Source organism: Thalassobellus citreus (genome assembly GCF_044385915.1).
Classification (GTDB): Bacteria; Bacteroidota; Bacteroidia; order Flavobacteriales; family Flavobacteriaceae; genus Thalassobellus; species Thalassobellus citreus.
The window spans coordinates 443,423-459,763 of the sequence record NZ_JBISCC010000127.1 but is presented as its reverse complement, the minus strand read 5'-3'; the positions used below and the strand labels follow the sequence as shown (position 1 = coordinate 459,763).

Here is a 16,341-nt window from a genome sequence, read left to right as displayed (position 1 = left end):
ATTAATCTGTTAATTCACTTTCAATTTCTTCTAAGCTTTTCCCTTTCGTTTCAGGCAATTTCTTTTTAATAAAGACAAACCCTAAAACACATATAAAACTATAGACCCAAAACGTTCCATACGAACCTAATGCTTCATTTAAAATAGGAAACGTAAAGGTTAATATAAAGGAGGCTACCCAAAGCGAAAAAGTAGCAATTGCCATAGCAACACCTCTTAATCTATTAGGAAATATTTCTGAAAGCACCACCCAAGTAATGGGAGCTAGTGACATAGAATAAATGGCAATGGCTGTAATTACCAACACTAAAACAGGCCAGCCTTTAAATTCAAAATAATAAGCAGCGCCTAAAATAGCATAAACAATTGCAAGACCAATTGAACCAAAAAGCATTAATTTTCTCCGTCCCCAACTATCAACTGTTCGCATAGCAACAAATGTGAATATTAAATTAACACTACCTGTTATAACAATGTTGAATAACATATCACCTACACTATACCCTGCAGAAGTAAAAATTTCTTGTGCATAATTAAAGATGATATTAATTCCACACCATTGCTGAAATACTGCTAGTACAACACCAATTACTAAAACGGGCAATACTTTTTTACTGCGATAATCTGAAATAGAAAATGTTTCTTTAACAGTTTCTTTAAATGAATCTTTAATACTAGATAATTCCTGTAAAGCATATGCATCGCCTCCAATTTTATTTAGAACACGACTTGCTTTTTCATCTTCATTAACCTTAACTAAAAACCGTGGACTTTCAGGCACTAAAAACATGAATAAAAAAAATAGTCCAGCGGGAATTAATTCTGCCCAAAACATAATGCGCCATCCTGTTTGTCCATTCCAAGAATTTAAAATATCTATAGGAGTTGCACTATCTGCAATAGGATCTGCAATTAACCAATTTGCAATTTGAGCCGCCAAAATGCCAACAACAATGGTTAGCTGGTTAATAGCTACAAACCGACCTCTAAATTTAGCTGGTGCAATTTCTGCAATGTACATAGGCGATAATGTAGAAGCTAAACCTATGCCCAATCCGCCAATTAATCGATACCAAATAAAAGGCGTAAAGGTGTCAACCCAACCTGTTCCTAATGCAGATACCGTAAATAAAATAGACGCAATAATCAACGATTTTTTTCTACCTAATTTATCGGCTATAACTCCAGAAATAACGGCTCCAAAAATACAACCAATAAGTGCACTACTCATAGCCCAACCTTGTAAAGCAGGCGAATTCGTTATCTCAAAATTAAGTTCGTAAAAAGGTTTTGCACCTCCAATAACTACCCAGTCATAACCGAATAGTAATCCTCCCATGGCAGACACAAACGCTAATGACAGTAAATAGGGAATATTAAATTTAGTTGGTTTCATTTATAAATTAGTTTTTAATAAAAATATAGATTATTCTTTGATAAACATTCAAATTCTAACCCTTAACTTTTTAAGTTATATTTACATGCTATCTTTAGTTATTTACATCTTTTTAAGCACATTTTTTTTGATTACAATATACTACAGCACTAAATAATTAAAAAATAAGCATTAATAAAATAGACTATTTTTTAATAAACATGGACAAATCAACTTTAAAAGAAGGTTTTTTAGGTCAACGAATCATTATACTGCCTAATGAGGTAAAAAGCAGATTAAAAAACAACACCATTACAAGTAATTTTCACATTTCTGACATTGGGTATTTTCCAAAAGCAAGCAACCACTTTAGAAAACGAAAAAAAGATCATGGCACTTATATTTTCATTTATTGTGTTGAAGGAACTGGCTGGGTAAAAACGGATGGTGTAAAAACAATTATATCACCAAATCAATATATAATTATTCCTAAACATTTAGCTCACACCTACAAATCGGACAAAACGGATCCTTGGAGTATTTACTGGATGCACTTTGATGGAAAAATAGCAGAAACACTATACAACAAATACAGGCCAAACAAAAACGAAACCATATCTTTTGATAGTGATCGCATAAAACTATTCAACCAAATTTTTGAAATTTTAAACAATACTTATTTAGAAGCTCAGCTCGAATATGCTAATATTTTAAGCTTAAACTTTATTAGTGCTTTTATTTACAATAATATTGATGCTACTGTAAATATTAACAAACGCGATAATTTAGTTGGCTCCATAACTGCTTTTTTAAACAACAATCTTGGTAAATCATTAAAAGCTGAAGACATTGCCAAAGCTTTTAATCTATCAACATCATATACACAAACCTTATTTAAAAAAGGAACGGGCTATTCTTTAATCCATTTCTTCAACCTAAAAAAAACTCAAAAAGCTTGCGAATATCTTAACTACACAAATTTAAGCATCAAAGAAATCAGTATAAAATTAGGTTTCAAAGACCCTTTATACTTTTCAAGATTATTTAAAAACTATATGGGAGTATCCCCTAAAACTTATAAACAGAGGGATAATTAGAAATAAGATGGGTATTTAAAACAAAAAAGCCTCTCGTTCCCAAGAAGCTTTTCCTTTACAGTGCGGGCGGGGAGACTCGAACTTCCACACCTCGCGGCACTAGATCATTTATTCAACAAACCTTTTAAGGAACGAAACAAATCTAATAAGTTCAATAAAACTCTTTCTAGTATTAAAAAAATAAACAAAATATATCTGCAAACCATAACAACCCCTTACAAGTAACTTCTTTTTTAGATTGAAATTCTTAGTCATAGTTAAATTAAGCATATTCTAAACATATTTTATCAACTCAAAAAAATCGACTAAACAACAGTATTATCGGATTAAATACGGTTTTTTTTCTAAAACCTAACAAAAGTCATGTTTTAAACATTCATTAAACAATAGTTTTACATCCGTTAAATGCAATTATATTCGATGAAATACAATTTTAACACTTTTTTACTTGCATTTAACCGATATCTAATCAAAAACTTACAAAACAATCAAAATTTAAACACATAATCATCTAAAAATAAATCAATTAAAAACAAAAACCCTTAAAAACCCTTAAAAACCAATCTTATGAAATCAAAATTTCACCAAATCAAATTTCTAATAATTCTTCTACTTATTAATAGTGGAGGTTATCTATTCGCACAATCTCAAGACCTAGTTGTAATAGACCAGAGTTATGCACAAAAGGAAAAACTATTATCAAAACTTCCTTCAAATATTGCTATACTAAACATTAATGATTCTTCGAATCCTTGGAAAACGATTAGAGAAAAACTAGAAAGTGACTCTAACCTTAAAAACATTCATTTGTTTGCAGAATCTAGCTACAAATCTATTTTAATGGGAGGTATAGAATATACTAACGTTTCATTAGATAACGAATTTGAACTTTCTATGCTAGAAGGTCTTTATTCAGGAAACAATTATCAATTATTACTATATACGTGTAATCTTGCATCAAATTCAGAAGGACTTAATCTAATTAAAAAATTAGGAAATAAAGCATATTTCAATGTTGGTGCATCAACCAATTGTATAGATATTTTTAATTCTTCTTTGACATTTGATTTCACATCTCTTGGCACACCAACAGTAAACCCAATTTTCACAAAATAACCTAACCTATAATTATGAATAAATTTTTAAAACAATTAATTGTAATGGTTTTCCTAAGCCATTTATCAGTTTCTTTTTCCCAGAATGTAGACATGACCGTTACACAGGGACCAAACGTAGATGTTATGGTAACTGTTGGGTCTGCTAATTTAGACCTAAGTACTTTTGAAGACGATTTAGAACAAGCAATGCATACCAAAGGTATCCCATTAGGAAAGCTAAGAGTTGAAGCTTTTGAGAGGAGTTCAATATCTTCAGATCAAGCTGATGCTGGTGATATTTTTAATAGCTGGAATGTTATGGATTTTACAGGAGCCGAACCACCAAATTCTCATAATTACTTAAGTACAGCAGGTAGCGGTGTTTACAGTGGTTCATATTTCTCTTTTAACTCTACAACAAATGAAGTCTTAGCAGACCCAGTGGCTAGAAATTCAGGGAATTATGGAGTTGCTATGTATGACCCTACAGGAGATGTAGCTGACGGTACTATTTCAGCGACTTTCGGTCTTTCAGGAGCACCATATACACATGCAGAGGTTGGTTTCATTTTTAGAAAAATAGATAATGATAATTTCTATGCTTATATCATTGACAACCATACAGCTTGTGGTAATTTAATGAATTACGCTCCTGGTGATGGTTTTCCAGCTGAAGCCATTTTAAAAAGAGAAAATGGTGTTACTACTATTTTAGCTGTTAATACAAATAGCGGAACAAATGGTTCGGCTACTTATGGATGGAATGCCAATAGAGCTGATATGTTTGCTGCTTTTTATAATGGTCAAAGTATAGACTTTAAAATAGAAATGAGTGGAAATGACATTAATATCTCAAGAAGAGGTGGTGGAGGCAGTGCTGGAACGGATTGGATTCAATCATTCAGTATTTCAGATGCAACACATAGTTCTGGAAGTTATGGTTTTTATGTTCATGAACAACAAAACGCTTATTTTAAAGATATTAATATTGAAAAATTAGAACTTCGTGCCTTTAAAGATGTACTTAGAGAGCCACAATGGAGAAATAGTGCTTTACGTTTTAATGTAAATCTAGATGATTTGGAAGTTGCCGATTTTGATGTGGATTCTGATTTGTCTGAAATTTTAATGCGAACCATAAATGAAGACATACACTACATAGGTTGGGGTGTTAACGCTAATAAAGCCCAATTCGAACGCTTTACAGCACAAAATAATACTCAAGGAACTTTTGTTAATAGGGATGAAACCTCATATAGTTCCTGGATAGATCAAATAGCTCAATATATATATGAGCAATACTTATTTGGAACTGTTACAAATGGCGACTATTTTATTGCAGGAACGTCTGTAGAAATAGATGTTGCTCCAGCAGAGTTAAAAACAAATACAGCAAATGCTAGTTATCCTAATGGACGTTGGAAAATAACCCATGATGAAACTTTATTCCCCAATAATACTGGAAAAGTATCATGGAATAATCTCTATCTAGATGATGTACCTGAATTTTATGAAAAAACAGGGAAATACACATTTTCATTTGAAGATTTACCAACATCGCCTACCACACTTTTCTTTCACAGAAAACCAATAGCAAGTTTTACTTATAATTCTGGAACAGGCACACTAACCAATAACTCCTATGATTTAGACGGTGGTGCTAGTAATGGAATAGCGCAATCTGAATGGAAATGGAAATCGGTAGATGCTGGCAGTACTGCAGATTGGACTATGGGACAATTTAGCCCATCAGGACAACCAGACGGACAATATTTAATCATGCTTAAAGTTCAAGATCATCAAGGAACTTGGAGTAAGCCTGCAAGTGTTTATGTTGAAAAAACAGCTGCTACAGGAGGTAGTGATGATTTACCTCTAGCAGAGTTCAATATTATGCCAGATGTTTTAACTACATACTCAGGTGGCATGACCATTTCTATTCAAAATAACTCTTCAGACCCTTTTGGTAGATCTTTAACTGCAGAAGAATGGAATGTTATAAAAAGGGTTTACGATACAGATGGCAACCCAACAGATACTCAAATTTATAATGCTGGAGCTCCAATGACAGATTTCTCTGCATATAATACAGGAAATGCCGAATATATAATTAGTTTTAAAACACAAACAGACACAGGAGTTTGGTCGTTACCTTTTTATAGAACATTAACAATAATTGATGATAGTACTAATCCAACTATAACAGCTTCTCCGGCAAATGGAAACATTACTACAGATGACACGATCCAGCTAACTTTTCAAGATGAAGGTTCTGGTAGTGGATTTGATGTACAACGTTATGTTTTAAATCAAAGCGTAACTGCTCCTCCTTCAGATGATAGTAGCTGGAGATCATGGAGTAATAGCCAATCTAAAAATGTTTCTTTTTCTTCAGGCGGTACTTGGTATATTCATGCACAAGCCAAAGATAATGCTGGCAATATTGGCGTAGCTACTTTTGGCCCTTATAATTTAACATTAATTCTAAGTGCTGAAGATGATTTAGCCCTAACCGATGAAGACACCGATTCTTCTCCTATAAACGTATTATATAATGATAGTTATGACACAGGCGGAACTGTAACAGTTACTATATTTACACAAGGTACTTTAGGTACAGCTGTTGTAGATGGTGATAATAATATTGTGTATACTCCTGATACTAATAAAAACGGAACAGATACCGTTGTTTACCAAATAGATAACAATGGTTCTACCACTACAGGTAGCATTACTGTTTCTATTCAAGCAGTAGATGATGCACCAATAGCAATAGCAGACAGTTTTAATTTAGATGAAAACGCAACACTAAATGAAGATGTATCAACAAATGATGAAGAAGTAGACGGTGATGCTTTAATTTATTATCTAGTGGATGGGCCTGCACATGCTGCATCATTTACATTTAATAATGATGGTACATTTACTTATGAAAACAATGGAGATGAAGTTAATACAGATAGTTTTACATATAGATATGAAGATGCTAATAACTTTTCAAATACAATAACAGCAACTTTAAACATAACTTTACAAAATGACCTTCCACAAGGTGGAGATGTATCTTTAGAAGTTGTTGAAAATGTTGGATACAGCTTTGCAACAACAGACTTTACATTTAGTGATGTTGACGTTAATGATGGTTTTCACGGAATTCAAGTAATAGGAATACCTAGTCCTGGAACATTAACATATAATGGAACTCCAGTTCAAAATAATGATTTGATTGATGACGTTACTAAATTAGTATATACTACCGCAACAGATGGTTATGGAACAGATTATACATCTTTTACTTTTAAAGTTAAAGATAATTCAGACGCTGTAAGTACAGAAGTCTACACCATGTCTTTAGATGCTTTATTAGATACTGACGGTGATAGTATTCCTGATATTACAGATACCGATGATGATGATGATGGTACACCGGATGCTGAGGATGATTTTCCTTTAGATGAAAATGAAGATACTGATACTGACGGTGATGGTACTGGTGATAATGCTGATACCGATGATGATAACGATGGTACACCGGATACTGACGATGATTTTCCTTTAGACGAAAATGAAGATACTGATACTGATGGTGATGGTACTGGTGATAATACCGATACTGATGATGATAATGATGGTACACCGGATGCTGAGGATGATTTTCCACTAGACGAAAATGAAGATACTGATACTGACGGTGATGGTACTGGTGATAATGCCGATACTGATGATGATAATGATGGCACACCGGATGCTGATGATGATCTACCCTTAAACCCAGATGAGAATACAGATACCGATGGTGATGGCATAGGCGACAATGCAGATACCGATGATGATGGTGACGGCGAAGAAGACACAGACACCGATGGTGATGGTACTGGAGATAATATAGATACTGATGATGATAATGATGGTACACCGGATGCTGATGATGATTTCCCGTTAGATCCAGATGAAGATACTGATACTGATGGTGATGGCACTGGAGACAATGCCGATACTGATGACGACAATGACGGGTATTCAGATGAACTTGAGGATAGAGAAGAAACAGATACCAAAAACAGTAATAGCACTCCTGATGACAACGATAATGATGGAATACCTGATAGTGAAGATCCTGATGACGATAATGATGGCGTTTTAGACTCTGATGATGACTTCCCTAATAGTAGTGAACCTTCATTAGTTCCAGCAGAAGCATTTACCCCTAATGGCGATGGTATAAATGATACTTGGATAATTCCAGGAATTGATAATTACTCTAATTCATTAGTAAGAGTATATAACAGATATGGGCATGAGGTATTTGCTACAAAAGGTTATAAAAATGATTGGAATGGAATCTACAAATCTAATTCTGAAAAACTACCTTCAGGGTCATACTTATATGTAATTGACTTAGGAAATGGTTCAGCACCATTAAAAGGCTGGTTATTTATCAATTATTAATAAAAAAAGTCAATAAAATGAAATTTATATATAAAATTATTTTACCGCTTGTGCTATTTGTTATCTCTTCGGTAGAAGCACAACAAGATCCAAATTACACCTTATACGGGTATAATATGAATTTAATAAATCCTGCCTATGCTGGAGCAAATGATGCTATTGATTTTGGTATCAATATTCGAAGCCAATGGTCAAATGTTAAAGGAGCACCAGAAACCCAAAGTTTTATTTTTGGCACTCCGTTAGGTAAAAATGTAGGCTTAGGGTTATCTGTAATAAGTGACAAAACCTTTATAGAAAAGCAAACTTCTATTGCCGCAGACTTTTCCTATCATTTAAAATTAAATGAAGATATCGACTTATACTTTGGTATTAAAGCTGGTTTCAACTCTTATGATGCGAATACGGATGGATTAGTTACTTACGGAGTTGCTCAAGATCCTAAATTGATAAATCTAAACGGCAGATTGAATTCTAACTTTGGTGCTGGTATATATTTAAAACATGATGATTATTTTTTATCATTTTCTGTACCTAAAATCATAAACCAAGACAGGTTAGAACAAAACAATGGAATAGCCACCGTTGGAGCTAATAAACGACATATCTATTTATCAGGAGGCTATAATTTTGTGTTAAATGAAAATATAACATTAAAGCCTAGTACTTTAATCCGTTACATAGAAAACTCTCCTTTATCGGTAGATTTAACAGCTATATTTGAATTCAATGGTCATTTTGACTTAGGAGCAGCATATAGAATTGATGAAAGTGTAAGTGGTTTAGTAATGTTTAAAGCATCAAATACGATGCAAATTGGCTATGCTTACGAAACTTCACTTGAAAGTTCAGTTAGAAATATAGATAATGGAACTCATGAAATAATGTTAAAATTAAAACTTTAATTTTATTAAAGAAGACAAATAACATCTAGATTATATTATTTGTAAATTAATATTAAACGAGTATACTTAGGTATGCTCGTTTTTCTTTTAATCTGTTTTTATAAATCTTATTGACCTATACCTACTTATAATCAGAAAGAAGCTGAGAGTATAAAACAAAAAAGCCAACTTTAAAAAAGTCAGCTTTTCCTTTACAGTGCGGGCGGGGAGACTCGAACTCCCACACCTCGCGGCACTAGATCCTAAGTCTAGCGTGTCTACCAATTCCACCACGCCCGCTAAAGGACTGCAAATATAAACAAGATTTTTAAATTGCAAACTTCTTAGCCGTAAAAAACATTCTTTTTTTTATACTTTTGAATGAACTATAGAAAAAACTCATGAATCAAATACAATCTTACATATCAGAACATAAAAATCGTTTCTTAGACGAACTTATCGAACTTCTTAAAATTCCATCTATAAGTGCCGACTCCGCTTATAAAGGTGATGTTTTAAAAACGGCTGATGCTATAAAAATTAGTTTAGAAAAAGCAGGATGTGAAGCAGTTGAAATTTGCGAAACAAAAGGCTACCCTATTGTTTATGGCGAAAAAATAATTAATAAGAATTTACCAACTGTATTAGTGTACGGACATTATGATGTACAACCACCAGATCCTATCAATTTATGGGACTCACCTCCTTTTGAACCTGTCATCAAAAAAACAGACAAACATCCTGATGGTGCTATTTTTGCACGAGGTGCTTGCGATGACAAAGGACAAATGTACATGCACGTAAAAGCTATGGAATTTATGACTTCCACTAATCAATTACCATGCAATGTAAAATTCATGATTGAAGGCGAAGAAGAAGTTGGAAGTTCTAACCTTGCGACCTTTGTAAAAAACAATCAAGAAAAGTTAAAAAATGATGTCATTCTTATTTCAGATACAGGCATGATAGCTAACGATGTACCATCAATAACGACTGGATTACGCGGATTGAGTTATGTTGAAGTTGAAGTAACAGGCCCTAACAGAGATTTACACTCTGGACTTTACGGCGGTGCCGTAGCAAACCCAATAAACGTGTTAACTAAAATGATTGCGTCTTTACATGACGAAAACAATCATATTACCATTCCTGGGTTTTACGACCATGTTGAAGAACTTTCAAAAGAAGAACGTGCTGAAATGGCAAAAGCCCCTTTCAGTTTAGAAAACTACAAAAAAGCATTAGATATTGATGCTGTTTATGGTGAAACAGGATACACAACCAATGAACGTAATGCCATTCGTCCAACACTAGATGTAAACGGCATTTGGGGCGGTTATACTGGCGAAGGCGCTAAAACAGTTATTGCAAGTAAAGCCTACGCAAAAATATCTATGCGCTTAGTACCAAACCAAGACTGGAAAAACATTACCGAATTATTTACAAAACACTTTGAAAGCATCGCTCCAAAAGGCGTTACCGTAAAAGTGACACCACATCATGGCGGACAAGGTTACGTAACACCAATAGACAGCATTGGCTATAAAGCAGCCAGTAAAGCCTATAACGACACCTTCGGAAAAACACCAATTCCACAACGTAGTGGCGGTAGCATTCCTATTGTGGCATTATTCGAACAAGAATTAAAAAGCAAAACTATTTTAATGGGCTTCGGGCTAGATAGCGACGCCATACACTCACCAAACGAACATTTCGGCGTTTGGAATTACCTAAAAGGCATCGAAACCATTCCGTTATTTTATAAATATTTCACAGAACTTTCAAAATAATTTTGGGCGTTACCTTTATCCTGAAAAAAAGTTCAGGATAAAGGTCGCGCTTTCAACTATATCTTTTTCTCGTACCTCAAAAAAGGATGCCGTTTCAATCGCTAACGCAAATCCGAACTATTTTCACACCAATTAATGTAACATTTTGATACGTTTTGCGTTCTAATAGACAATCATCAATCAAAATCAATCATTATGTTAAAGCAATTCTTCATTATTTGCTCGGGAGCAGATACCGATATTTTAGAGCAATGTTCTAAAGGCGAACAAAACAAATATGCTGGTATTGGCGCTACAGTTTTCTTTACAGCAGTTATGGCTTTTATAGCTGGTAGTTATGCTCTTTACACAGTTTTCGACAATCTTTATACGTCTATATTTTTCGGACTTATTTGGGGGTTACTAATTTTTAATTTAGACCGCTATATTGTTTCAACCATTAAAAAAACAGGAAACATTATAGACGAATTAATTCAAGCTTCGCCTAGAATAGTATTAGCTGTTATTATAGCCATTGTTATTTCAAAACCTTTAGAATTAAAGATTTTTGAAAAAGAAATTAACCAGGTTTTATTAGAACAAAAAAACGAATTAACACTTGCTAATAAAAACCAGATTTCGGAACAATTCACTCCAACTATCGCTTCGCTAGAAAGCGAAATAACTAATTTACAAGAAGGCATAGAAACCAAAGAAGCCGAAGTAAATGCACTTTACAATACTTACATTGCTGAAGCCGAAGGAACCGCAGGAACTAAACTTTTAGGAAAAGGTCCTGTTTATAAAGAAAAAAGAGAAAAGCACGATGCACTTTTAGCCGAATTACAACAACTTAAAGCTGATAACAAATCAAAAATTGTAGCTATTGAAAACCGAATAGTACAACTAAATGGTGATTATGAAAATCAGGTTGCAACCACACAACCTATTATCAATAATTTTGATGGCTTAATGGCACGTGTAAATGCCCTAGGAAAATTACCTTGGTTGCCATCATTTTTTATATTCTTATTGTTCTTAGCCATTGAAACCTCTCCTATTCTAGCAAAACTTTTATCACCTAAAGGCGCATATGATTATAAACTAGAAGACCAAGAAACAGCTATAACAACAAACGTACTTCAAAATAAAAGTCAAAGAGACGCCATGTTAAAAGCAGATTTTGCTATTAACGATCGTATTTACGCAGACATTGAACATGAAGACGAGCTATATACTTACAAACGCAAAAAAGCGAGAGAACTTATGCAACTTCAAGCTGATGTCTTTTTTAAGAATCAAAAAAATGTTTTGTAATTTTAAGCCGCTGTTTGACTTTTAAAATGATTGTACAAATCTTTACACCCTAAACCAATAATTGATAGACTCTTATTTTTAGCAATAGATTCTTGATGAAGTTCTGTTAAGGCATTAACACCAAATTTATCGATACTTTCAACATCTTCTATACTTATTGTTAACGTACCAACACGATTAAAAATATTTTTAAATTCTGATTTAAAGACGTCTAAATTATCCTTATTTAAAGTTCCTTTAACTTTAAAAAAATTGTTGCAGTTAGTAATTTGTAAATCCATAATGAGGTTTTTTTTAATGTTTAAACAATAGATTTGAGGGGAAATCATTGTAATTATATGAAATAAAATTAGTAAAACAAAGCTATAACCGCATTATTTAATCGATGAATCGTTTTTAACTTTAGATAAAAAATTGCTATTTGTCAAATTAATCGACCAATAACATCTTTTTAAACAAGATTCCCTATTTTTACCTTTTGTGTAAAAAGCTAATTTTAATATTTTATATAAAACACAAGCTAAAAGCGCCCTTACAAGTCTATTTAAAGTACAACAATTGTTAAAAAATAAAAACAACTATGAAAAGACTCATTATATTAGTCTGTATTATTTCTGTTTTCAACAGCTATTCTCAAACAGAAGAACAGGATAAAAAAGCTATAAATAAAGTTTTAAAAGCACAACGTATTGCTTGGTCTAAAGACAATATTGAAGAATTTATGGAAGGTTACTGGAAAAGTGATTCTCTTAAATTTTATGGTAGTAATGGTATTACTTACGGATGGGAAAACACTTTAGAGCGTTATTTAAAAAGCTACCCTTCAAAAGACCATACAGGTACTTTAAGTTATAAAATTAATGACATTAGTAAAATAAGTGATGGTGCTTATTATGTTTTAGGTGAATTTCATTTAAAACGCGAAGTAGGTAATGCCGATGGTATTTTTATGCTTGTTTTCAAAAAAATTAATGGCAAATGGAAGATTATTGCTGATACGTCTTGTTAAAATAAAAAAGCATTTACACCTTTTAATTAAAAGGTGTAAATGCTTTTTTATTTGTGTTAAGGATTGAGGTATTTGTTTAAGCTCTTTTTTGATTTTTCTTCAAAAAAAGCGAGTACCGAAAGCCTGACCCCTTTTCGGGGGAACACCCAAATTCTATAATTTTTTAACGTATTTAGTAACAATAACAGTTAATGTAGGACCTACTTTGCCTTCAATAAATTCGGCATTATCTCTATCCAATCGAATATTCCTAACAGCTGTTCCTTGTTTAGCAACCATGCTAGAGCCTTTTACTTTTAAGTCTTTAACCAATACTACGTTATCGCCATTATTTAGAATAACACCATTAATGTCTCTATGTATAATTTTTTCGCTTTCGTCTTTATCTTCACCTGTTGCACGTGCTAATGCTAAAGCATCATCATCTAAATACATCATATCTAACAAATCTTTAGGCCAACCTTCATTACGAAGTCTTTGAAGCATTCTCCAAGACATAATTTGAACAGCAACATGTTCATTCCACATGCTATCATTTAAACAACGCCAGTGGTTTACATCCATTTCTACATTACCTTCTATTTGATCTAAACAAGTTTTACAAGCCAACACATCGTTTGCTACGTTTTCGTTTAATGAAGGCGGAATAGTGTATTGCTTTAAGTCTTGTTTTGAAGTACATAATTCGCAAGAGCTATTACTTCTATCTTGTAGTGTTTCTAATACTGTCATTTTACTTTATTTATTTTTACAATATTACGCTTAAATAAAAGGTCATACAAATTAGATTAAAACAAAAAAGGACACTTAAAAGCATCCTTTTTTGTTGAATTAGAATATTTTTATTTAGACAAATCGTGTATATAGGTATACAAATAATCGCCATGAACCCCTGTAAAATATTTGTTCCAAGCTTTTCCTTTTACTTTATTTTCTTCTGTATCAGGATAAGTTTCTTTCATTAACTCACTATTTCTATCAAACATTTTATCTAAATCTGATAATGAATCAAGAAAAAACGCTTCTATATACTCTGTTTTATCAGCACCCCAAGCATGCACATTTGGATAGTATGCTTTTACATATTCATTTTTTTGAACAATAGCGGCATTACCTTCCATTCTCAATGTGTTAAACTCTTCCATAGTTCCATCTTCTGGAAAAGCAAAATGACTTTTTCTAATATAAGTCAACATATCCTTAGTTGGTTTTTCAGCCATAATTTTTGCTCCAGATATGGGTGCGTAAATTTCGTCTGAATGTTCATTTGCATAATACGAGTTTAGATTTTTTAAAAATGCTTTTCTCTCGGTTTCATCTGGCCATGCTTCTTTTTCTAACTCACTATTTCTTTTTCCGAACTTCCCCATATCTTCCCATGATGCAAAAGTTTGCACTGTAAGAAACTCGGTATTATCGGCTGTCATATTATGCAAATATGTAGAAGCTCCCATGATATATTCATTTTTCATGGTTACTTTTTCTAAATATTCTTTTTCTGCAGCTTTCCACTCACTCATTTTAAAATCTTCCTTATCCATGTTCCAATGCATAGTTGTTACTGCAATAAACTCTGGTCTTTTGGGAGCTTCTTGCTGCTCTTCTTGTGCTAAAATAATAGATGTACTAAATAACAATAGTGCTAATACTATTGTTGCAAATAATGGTTTGGTTGTTTTCATAATTTGTAAAAATTAAAGTTAGTATAATGGTTTAAATAATTACTAAACAATAATTTGGGGACAAATAAAACTAAATGCTTAAAATAGGGGTGCTATAATGATTTCTCTAGGAGGAAATATTTTTCGAGATACTCAAATATAGTAAAATTTAATTTAATTATCTGAAAATCAATAGATTTATATTTTATTTGATTTAAAACTTCAAATAAACTAGCTCGTTTAAAGTTGATCTCGAAGTTTTTTTGACATGCCTTTTACAACCATATTATAAGAATGATCTATAAGCGCTTTAATAAGTTGTGGTTGCAATTCACCTTCATGTAGATAAAGTGTGTTCCAATGCTTTTTATTCATATGAAACCCTGGACGAATGCTATTATAGTTAGCTCTAAGTTCTTCAGAATATTCTGGGTCGGCTTTTAAGTTAATTGATGCTTCACCTTGCTCCCATTTTTTTAAAGAGGTTAACGCAAACATTTTCCCTAAGACTTTAAAAACTAATGCGTCTTGATCAAACGGAAACGCTTCGGTTGTTCCTTTTTTGCTTAAACAATATTTACGAAGTTGTTCTATGTTCATTTAGGTGAAAATCAAAAAAATAATAACTATAACATTATATAGATTCCTGCCTTCGCAGGAATGACAAGATTATTTTAAAATACGTTCCATTACTTTTTCAGAGTGACTTAATTCGGTATAACCAAACTGCTTATACAAGCCATGTGCATCAGCCGTTTTAAGCATCCAAACTTTACATGTTTCTAATTCTGGCGCTTCAATTACAGCTTTTATTAATTGTTTTGAATAGCCTTTTCCTCGATGTTCTGGTAGAATAAAAACATCCATCAAATAAGCAAAAACAGTATAATCGGTTGCTATTCTTGCAAAGCCAATTTGTTCTCCATTTAAATACACACCAAAACAGAAACAATGTTCAATTGTTTTTTTTACTTCTTCTAAAGTACGCCCTGTTGCCCAATAAGTTGTTGTTAAAAACCCGTGAATGACATCTATTTGAAGCCTGCTTTTATCTGAAGATATTTCTATCATTACTCTAATTTCTTAGTAGTTCCTGTTTCAATTTTTAATACCGAATAATCCAGTTTCCAACCAATAGTTTCAACAATGGTTTCCATAAGCAAGATGGTTTCTAAAGCTTCTTTTTGTGCTACTTGAATCAAACCACTTTCTGGCACTTTATCTTGAATATGTTGTTTGGCTTCTTGATGTAATCCTGTTAAATCTGAAGCTTCAAACTTATTAAATAAACCATCCGATTTATCATAATAATTCAAATTGGTTTCTATAGATAAAATTTCTGGTTGCGGAAAATGTTCTAAAATAATGATCTTCTTTATTGTGTCTGCTTGTAACTCAATCTTTGCTAAATCATAACCCACATGTGCTTTAGCATTAATTACAACCAATGCTTTTTTCTTGCTGGTTATCATTTTTAAAAAACGTTCTTTTACATCTTCGTAATGATATATTTCTGCAAAATCACCTTCAACAGTTATAAACTTACAAACCTTTTTTATTTTATCTAAAAGTAAAACCGACTGTGCGTTTACCAACTGTTTTTTCTTTATAGATTTAAAGTAGGTAACAATTCCTAAACTAACTAAAACACCTATAATAATTCCTAAAAATGCTTCCATAATT

General features: G+C 32.6%; 14 protein-coding genes and 1 tRNA gene. 7 read left to right on the top strand and 8 right to left on the bottom strand.

All coding sequences use genetic code 11. The features are described from left to right. Position 1 precedes the first annotated feature (1 nt). Positions 2-1,396 carry a sugar porter family MFS transporter gene (locus ACH5TX_RS15630; RefSeq protein WP_439340421.1) on the bottom strand — a complete coding sequence of 465 codons (1,395 nt, stop codon included), beginning with the start codon at positions 1,394-1,396 and terminating at the stop codon, positions 2-4. Positions 1,397-1,596: 200 nt separating this feature from the next. On the opposite strand from ACH5TX_RS15630, the gene ACH5TX_RS15625 reads away from it, so the two are divergent. From ACH5TX_RS15625 to ACH5TX_RS15610, 4 genes are all read left to right on the top strand, one after another. Then, the gene (locus ACH5TX_RS15625) at positions 1,597-2,472 is read left to right on the top strand and encodes an AraC family transcriptional regulator (RefSeq protein ID WP_439340420.1); all 876 of its coding nucleotides are present in this window, start codon (positions 1,597-1,599) and stop codon (positions 2,470-2,472) included. A gap of 567 nt (positions 2,473-3,039) precedes the next feature. Then, entirely contained in the window at positions 3,040-3,588 is a 549-nt protein-coding gene (locus ACH5TX_RS15620; RefSeq protein WP_439340419.1) for a DUF4347 domain-containing protein, read from the top strand. A gap of 14 nt (positions 3,589-3,602) precedes the next feature. Continuing rightward, a complete protein-coding gene (locus ACH5TX_RS15615) occupies positions 3,603-8,018 on the top strand; it encodes a T9SS type B sorting domain-containing protein (protein WP_439340418.1) in 4,416 nt (1,471 codons plus the stop codon). A gap of 17 nt (positions 8,019-8,035) precedes the next feature. Then, a complete protein-coding gene (locus ACH5TX_RS15610; RefSeq protein ID WP_439340417.1) occupies positions 8,036-8,923 on the top strand; it encodes a PorP/SprF family type IX secretion system membrane protein in 888 nt (295 codons plus the stop codon). Positions 8,924-9,120: 197 nt separating this feature from the next. Here ACH5TX_RS15610 and ACH5TX_RS15605 read toward each other — a convergent pair. After that, positions 9,121-9,202, bottom strand: a tRNA-Leu gene (locus tag ACH5TX_RS15605). Positions 9,203-9,303: 101 nt separating this feature from the next. On the opposite strand from ACH5TX_RS15605, the gene ACH5TX_RS15600 reads away from it, so the two are divergent. Together ACH5TX_RS15600 and ACH5TX_RS15595 are read left to right on the top strand one after the other, a co-directional pair. Next, a complete protein-coding gene (locus tag ACH5TX_RS15600) occupies positions 9,304-10,692 on the top strand; it encodes a dipeptidase (protein WP_439340416.1) in 1,389 nt (462 codons plus the stop codon). Positions 10,693-10,887: 195 nt separating this feature from the next. Next, positions 10,888-11,988 carry a DUF4407 domain-containing protein gene (locus ACH5TX_RS15595; RefSeq protein ID WP_439340415.1) on the top strand — a complete coding sequence of 367 codons (1,101 nt, stop codon included), beginning with the start codon at positions 10,888-10,890 and terminating at the stop codon, positions 11,986-11,988. A 2-nt stretch (positions 11,989-11,990) separates the two neighbouring features. Here ACH5TX_RS15595 and ACH5TX_RS15590 read toward each other — a convergent pair whose 3' ends face one another. Further along, a complete protein-coding gene (locus ACH5TX_RS15590; RefSeq protein WP_439340414.1) occupies positions 11,991-12,269 on the bottom strand; it encodes a hypothetical protein in 279 nt (92 codons plus the stop codon). A gap of 299 nt (positions 12,270-12,568) precedes the next feature. Between ACH5TX_RS15590 and ACH5TX_RS15585 the strand changes: the two genes are divergently transcribed. Beyond that, entirely contained in the window at positions 12,569-12,997 is a 429-nt protein-coding gene (locus ACH5TX_RS15585; protein WP_439340413.1) for a YybH family protein, read from the top strand. Positions 12,998-13,150: 153 nt separating this feature from the next. Here the strand turns inward: ACH5TX_RS15585 and ACH5TX_RS15580 are convergent, their stop codons facing one another. From ACH5TX_RS15580 to ACH5TX_RS15560, 5 genes are all read right to left on the bottom strand, one after another. Beyond that, positions 13,151-13,729 (bottom strand): PhnA domain-containing protein, encoded by a 579-nt coding sequence (locus tag ACH5TX_RS15580; protein WP_439340412.1) that lies wholly within the window; start codon positions 13,727-13,729, stop codon positions 13,151-13,153. Between the two features lie 110 nt (positions 13,730-13,839). Then, complete coding sequence (locus ACH5TX_RS15575) at positions 13,840-14,679, bottom strand: hypothetical protein (RefSeq protein WP_439340411.1); 840 nt, start codon at positions 14,677-14,679, stop codon at positions 13,840-13,842. Positions 14,680-14,898: 219 nt separating this feature from the next. Then, positions 14,899-15,258 carry an MmcQ/YjbR family DNA-binding protein gene (locus ACH5TX_RS15570; RefSeq protein WP_439340410.1) on the bottom strand — a complete coding sequence of 120 codons (360 nt, stop codon included), beginning with the start codon at positions 15,256-15,258 and terminating at the stop codon, positions 14,899-14,901. A gap of 69 nt (positions 15,259-15,327) precedes the next feature. After that, positions 15,328-15,729: a GNAT family N-acetyltransferase gene (locus ACH5TX_RS15565; protein ID WP_439340409.1), complete on the bottom strand. Its 402-nt coding sequence runs from the start codon at positions 15,727-15,729 to the stop codon at positions 15,328-15,330. Then, positions 15,729-16,337 (bottom strand): DUF4230 domain-containing protein, encoded by a 609-nt coding sequence (locus tag ACH5TX_RS15560; protein WP_439340408.1) that lies wholly within the window; start codon positions 16,335-16,337, stop codon positions 15,729-15,731. The genes ACH5TX_RS15565 and ACH5TX_RS15560 overlap by 1 nt, the downstream gene beginning before the upstream one ends. Between the last annotated feature and the right edge of the window lie 4 nt (positions 16,338-16,341).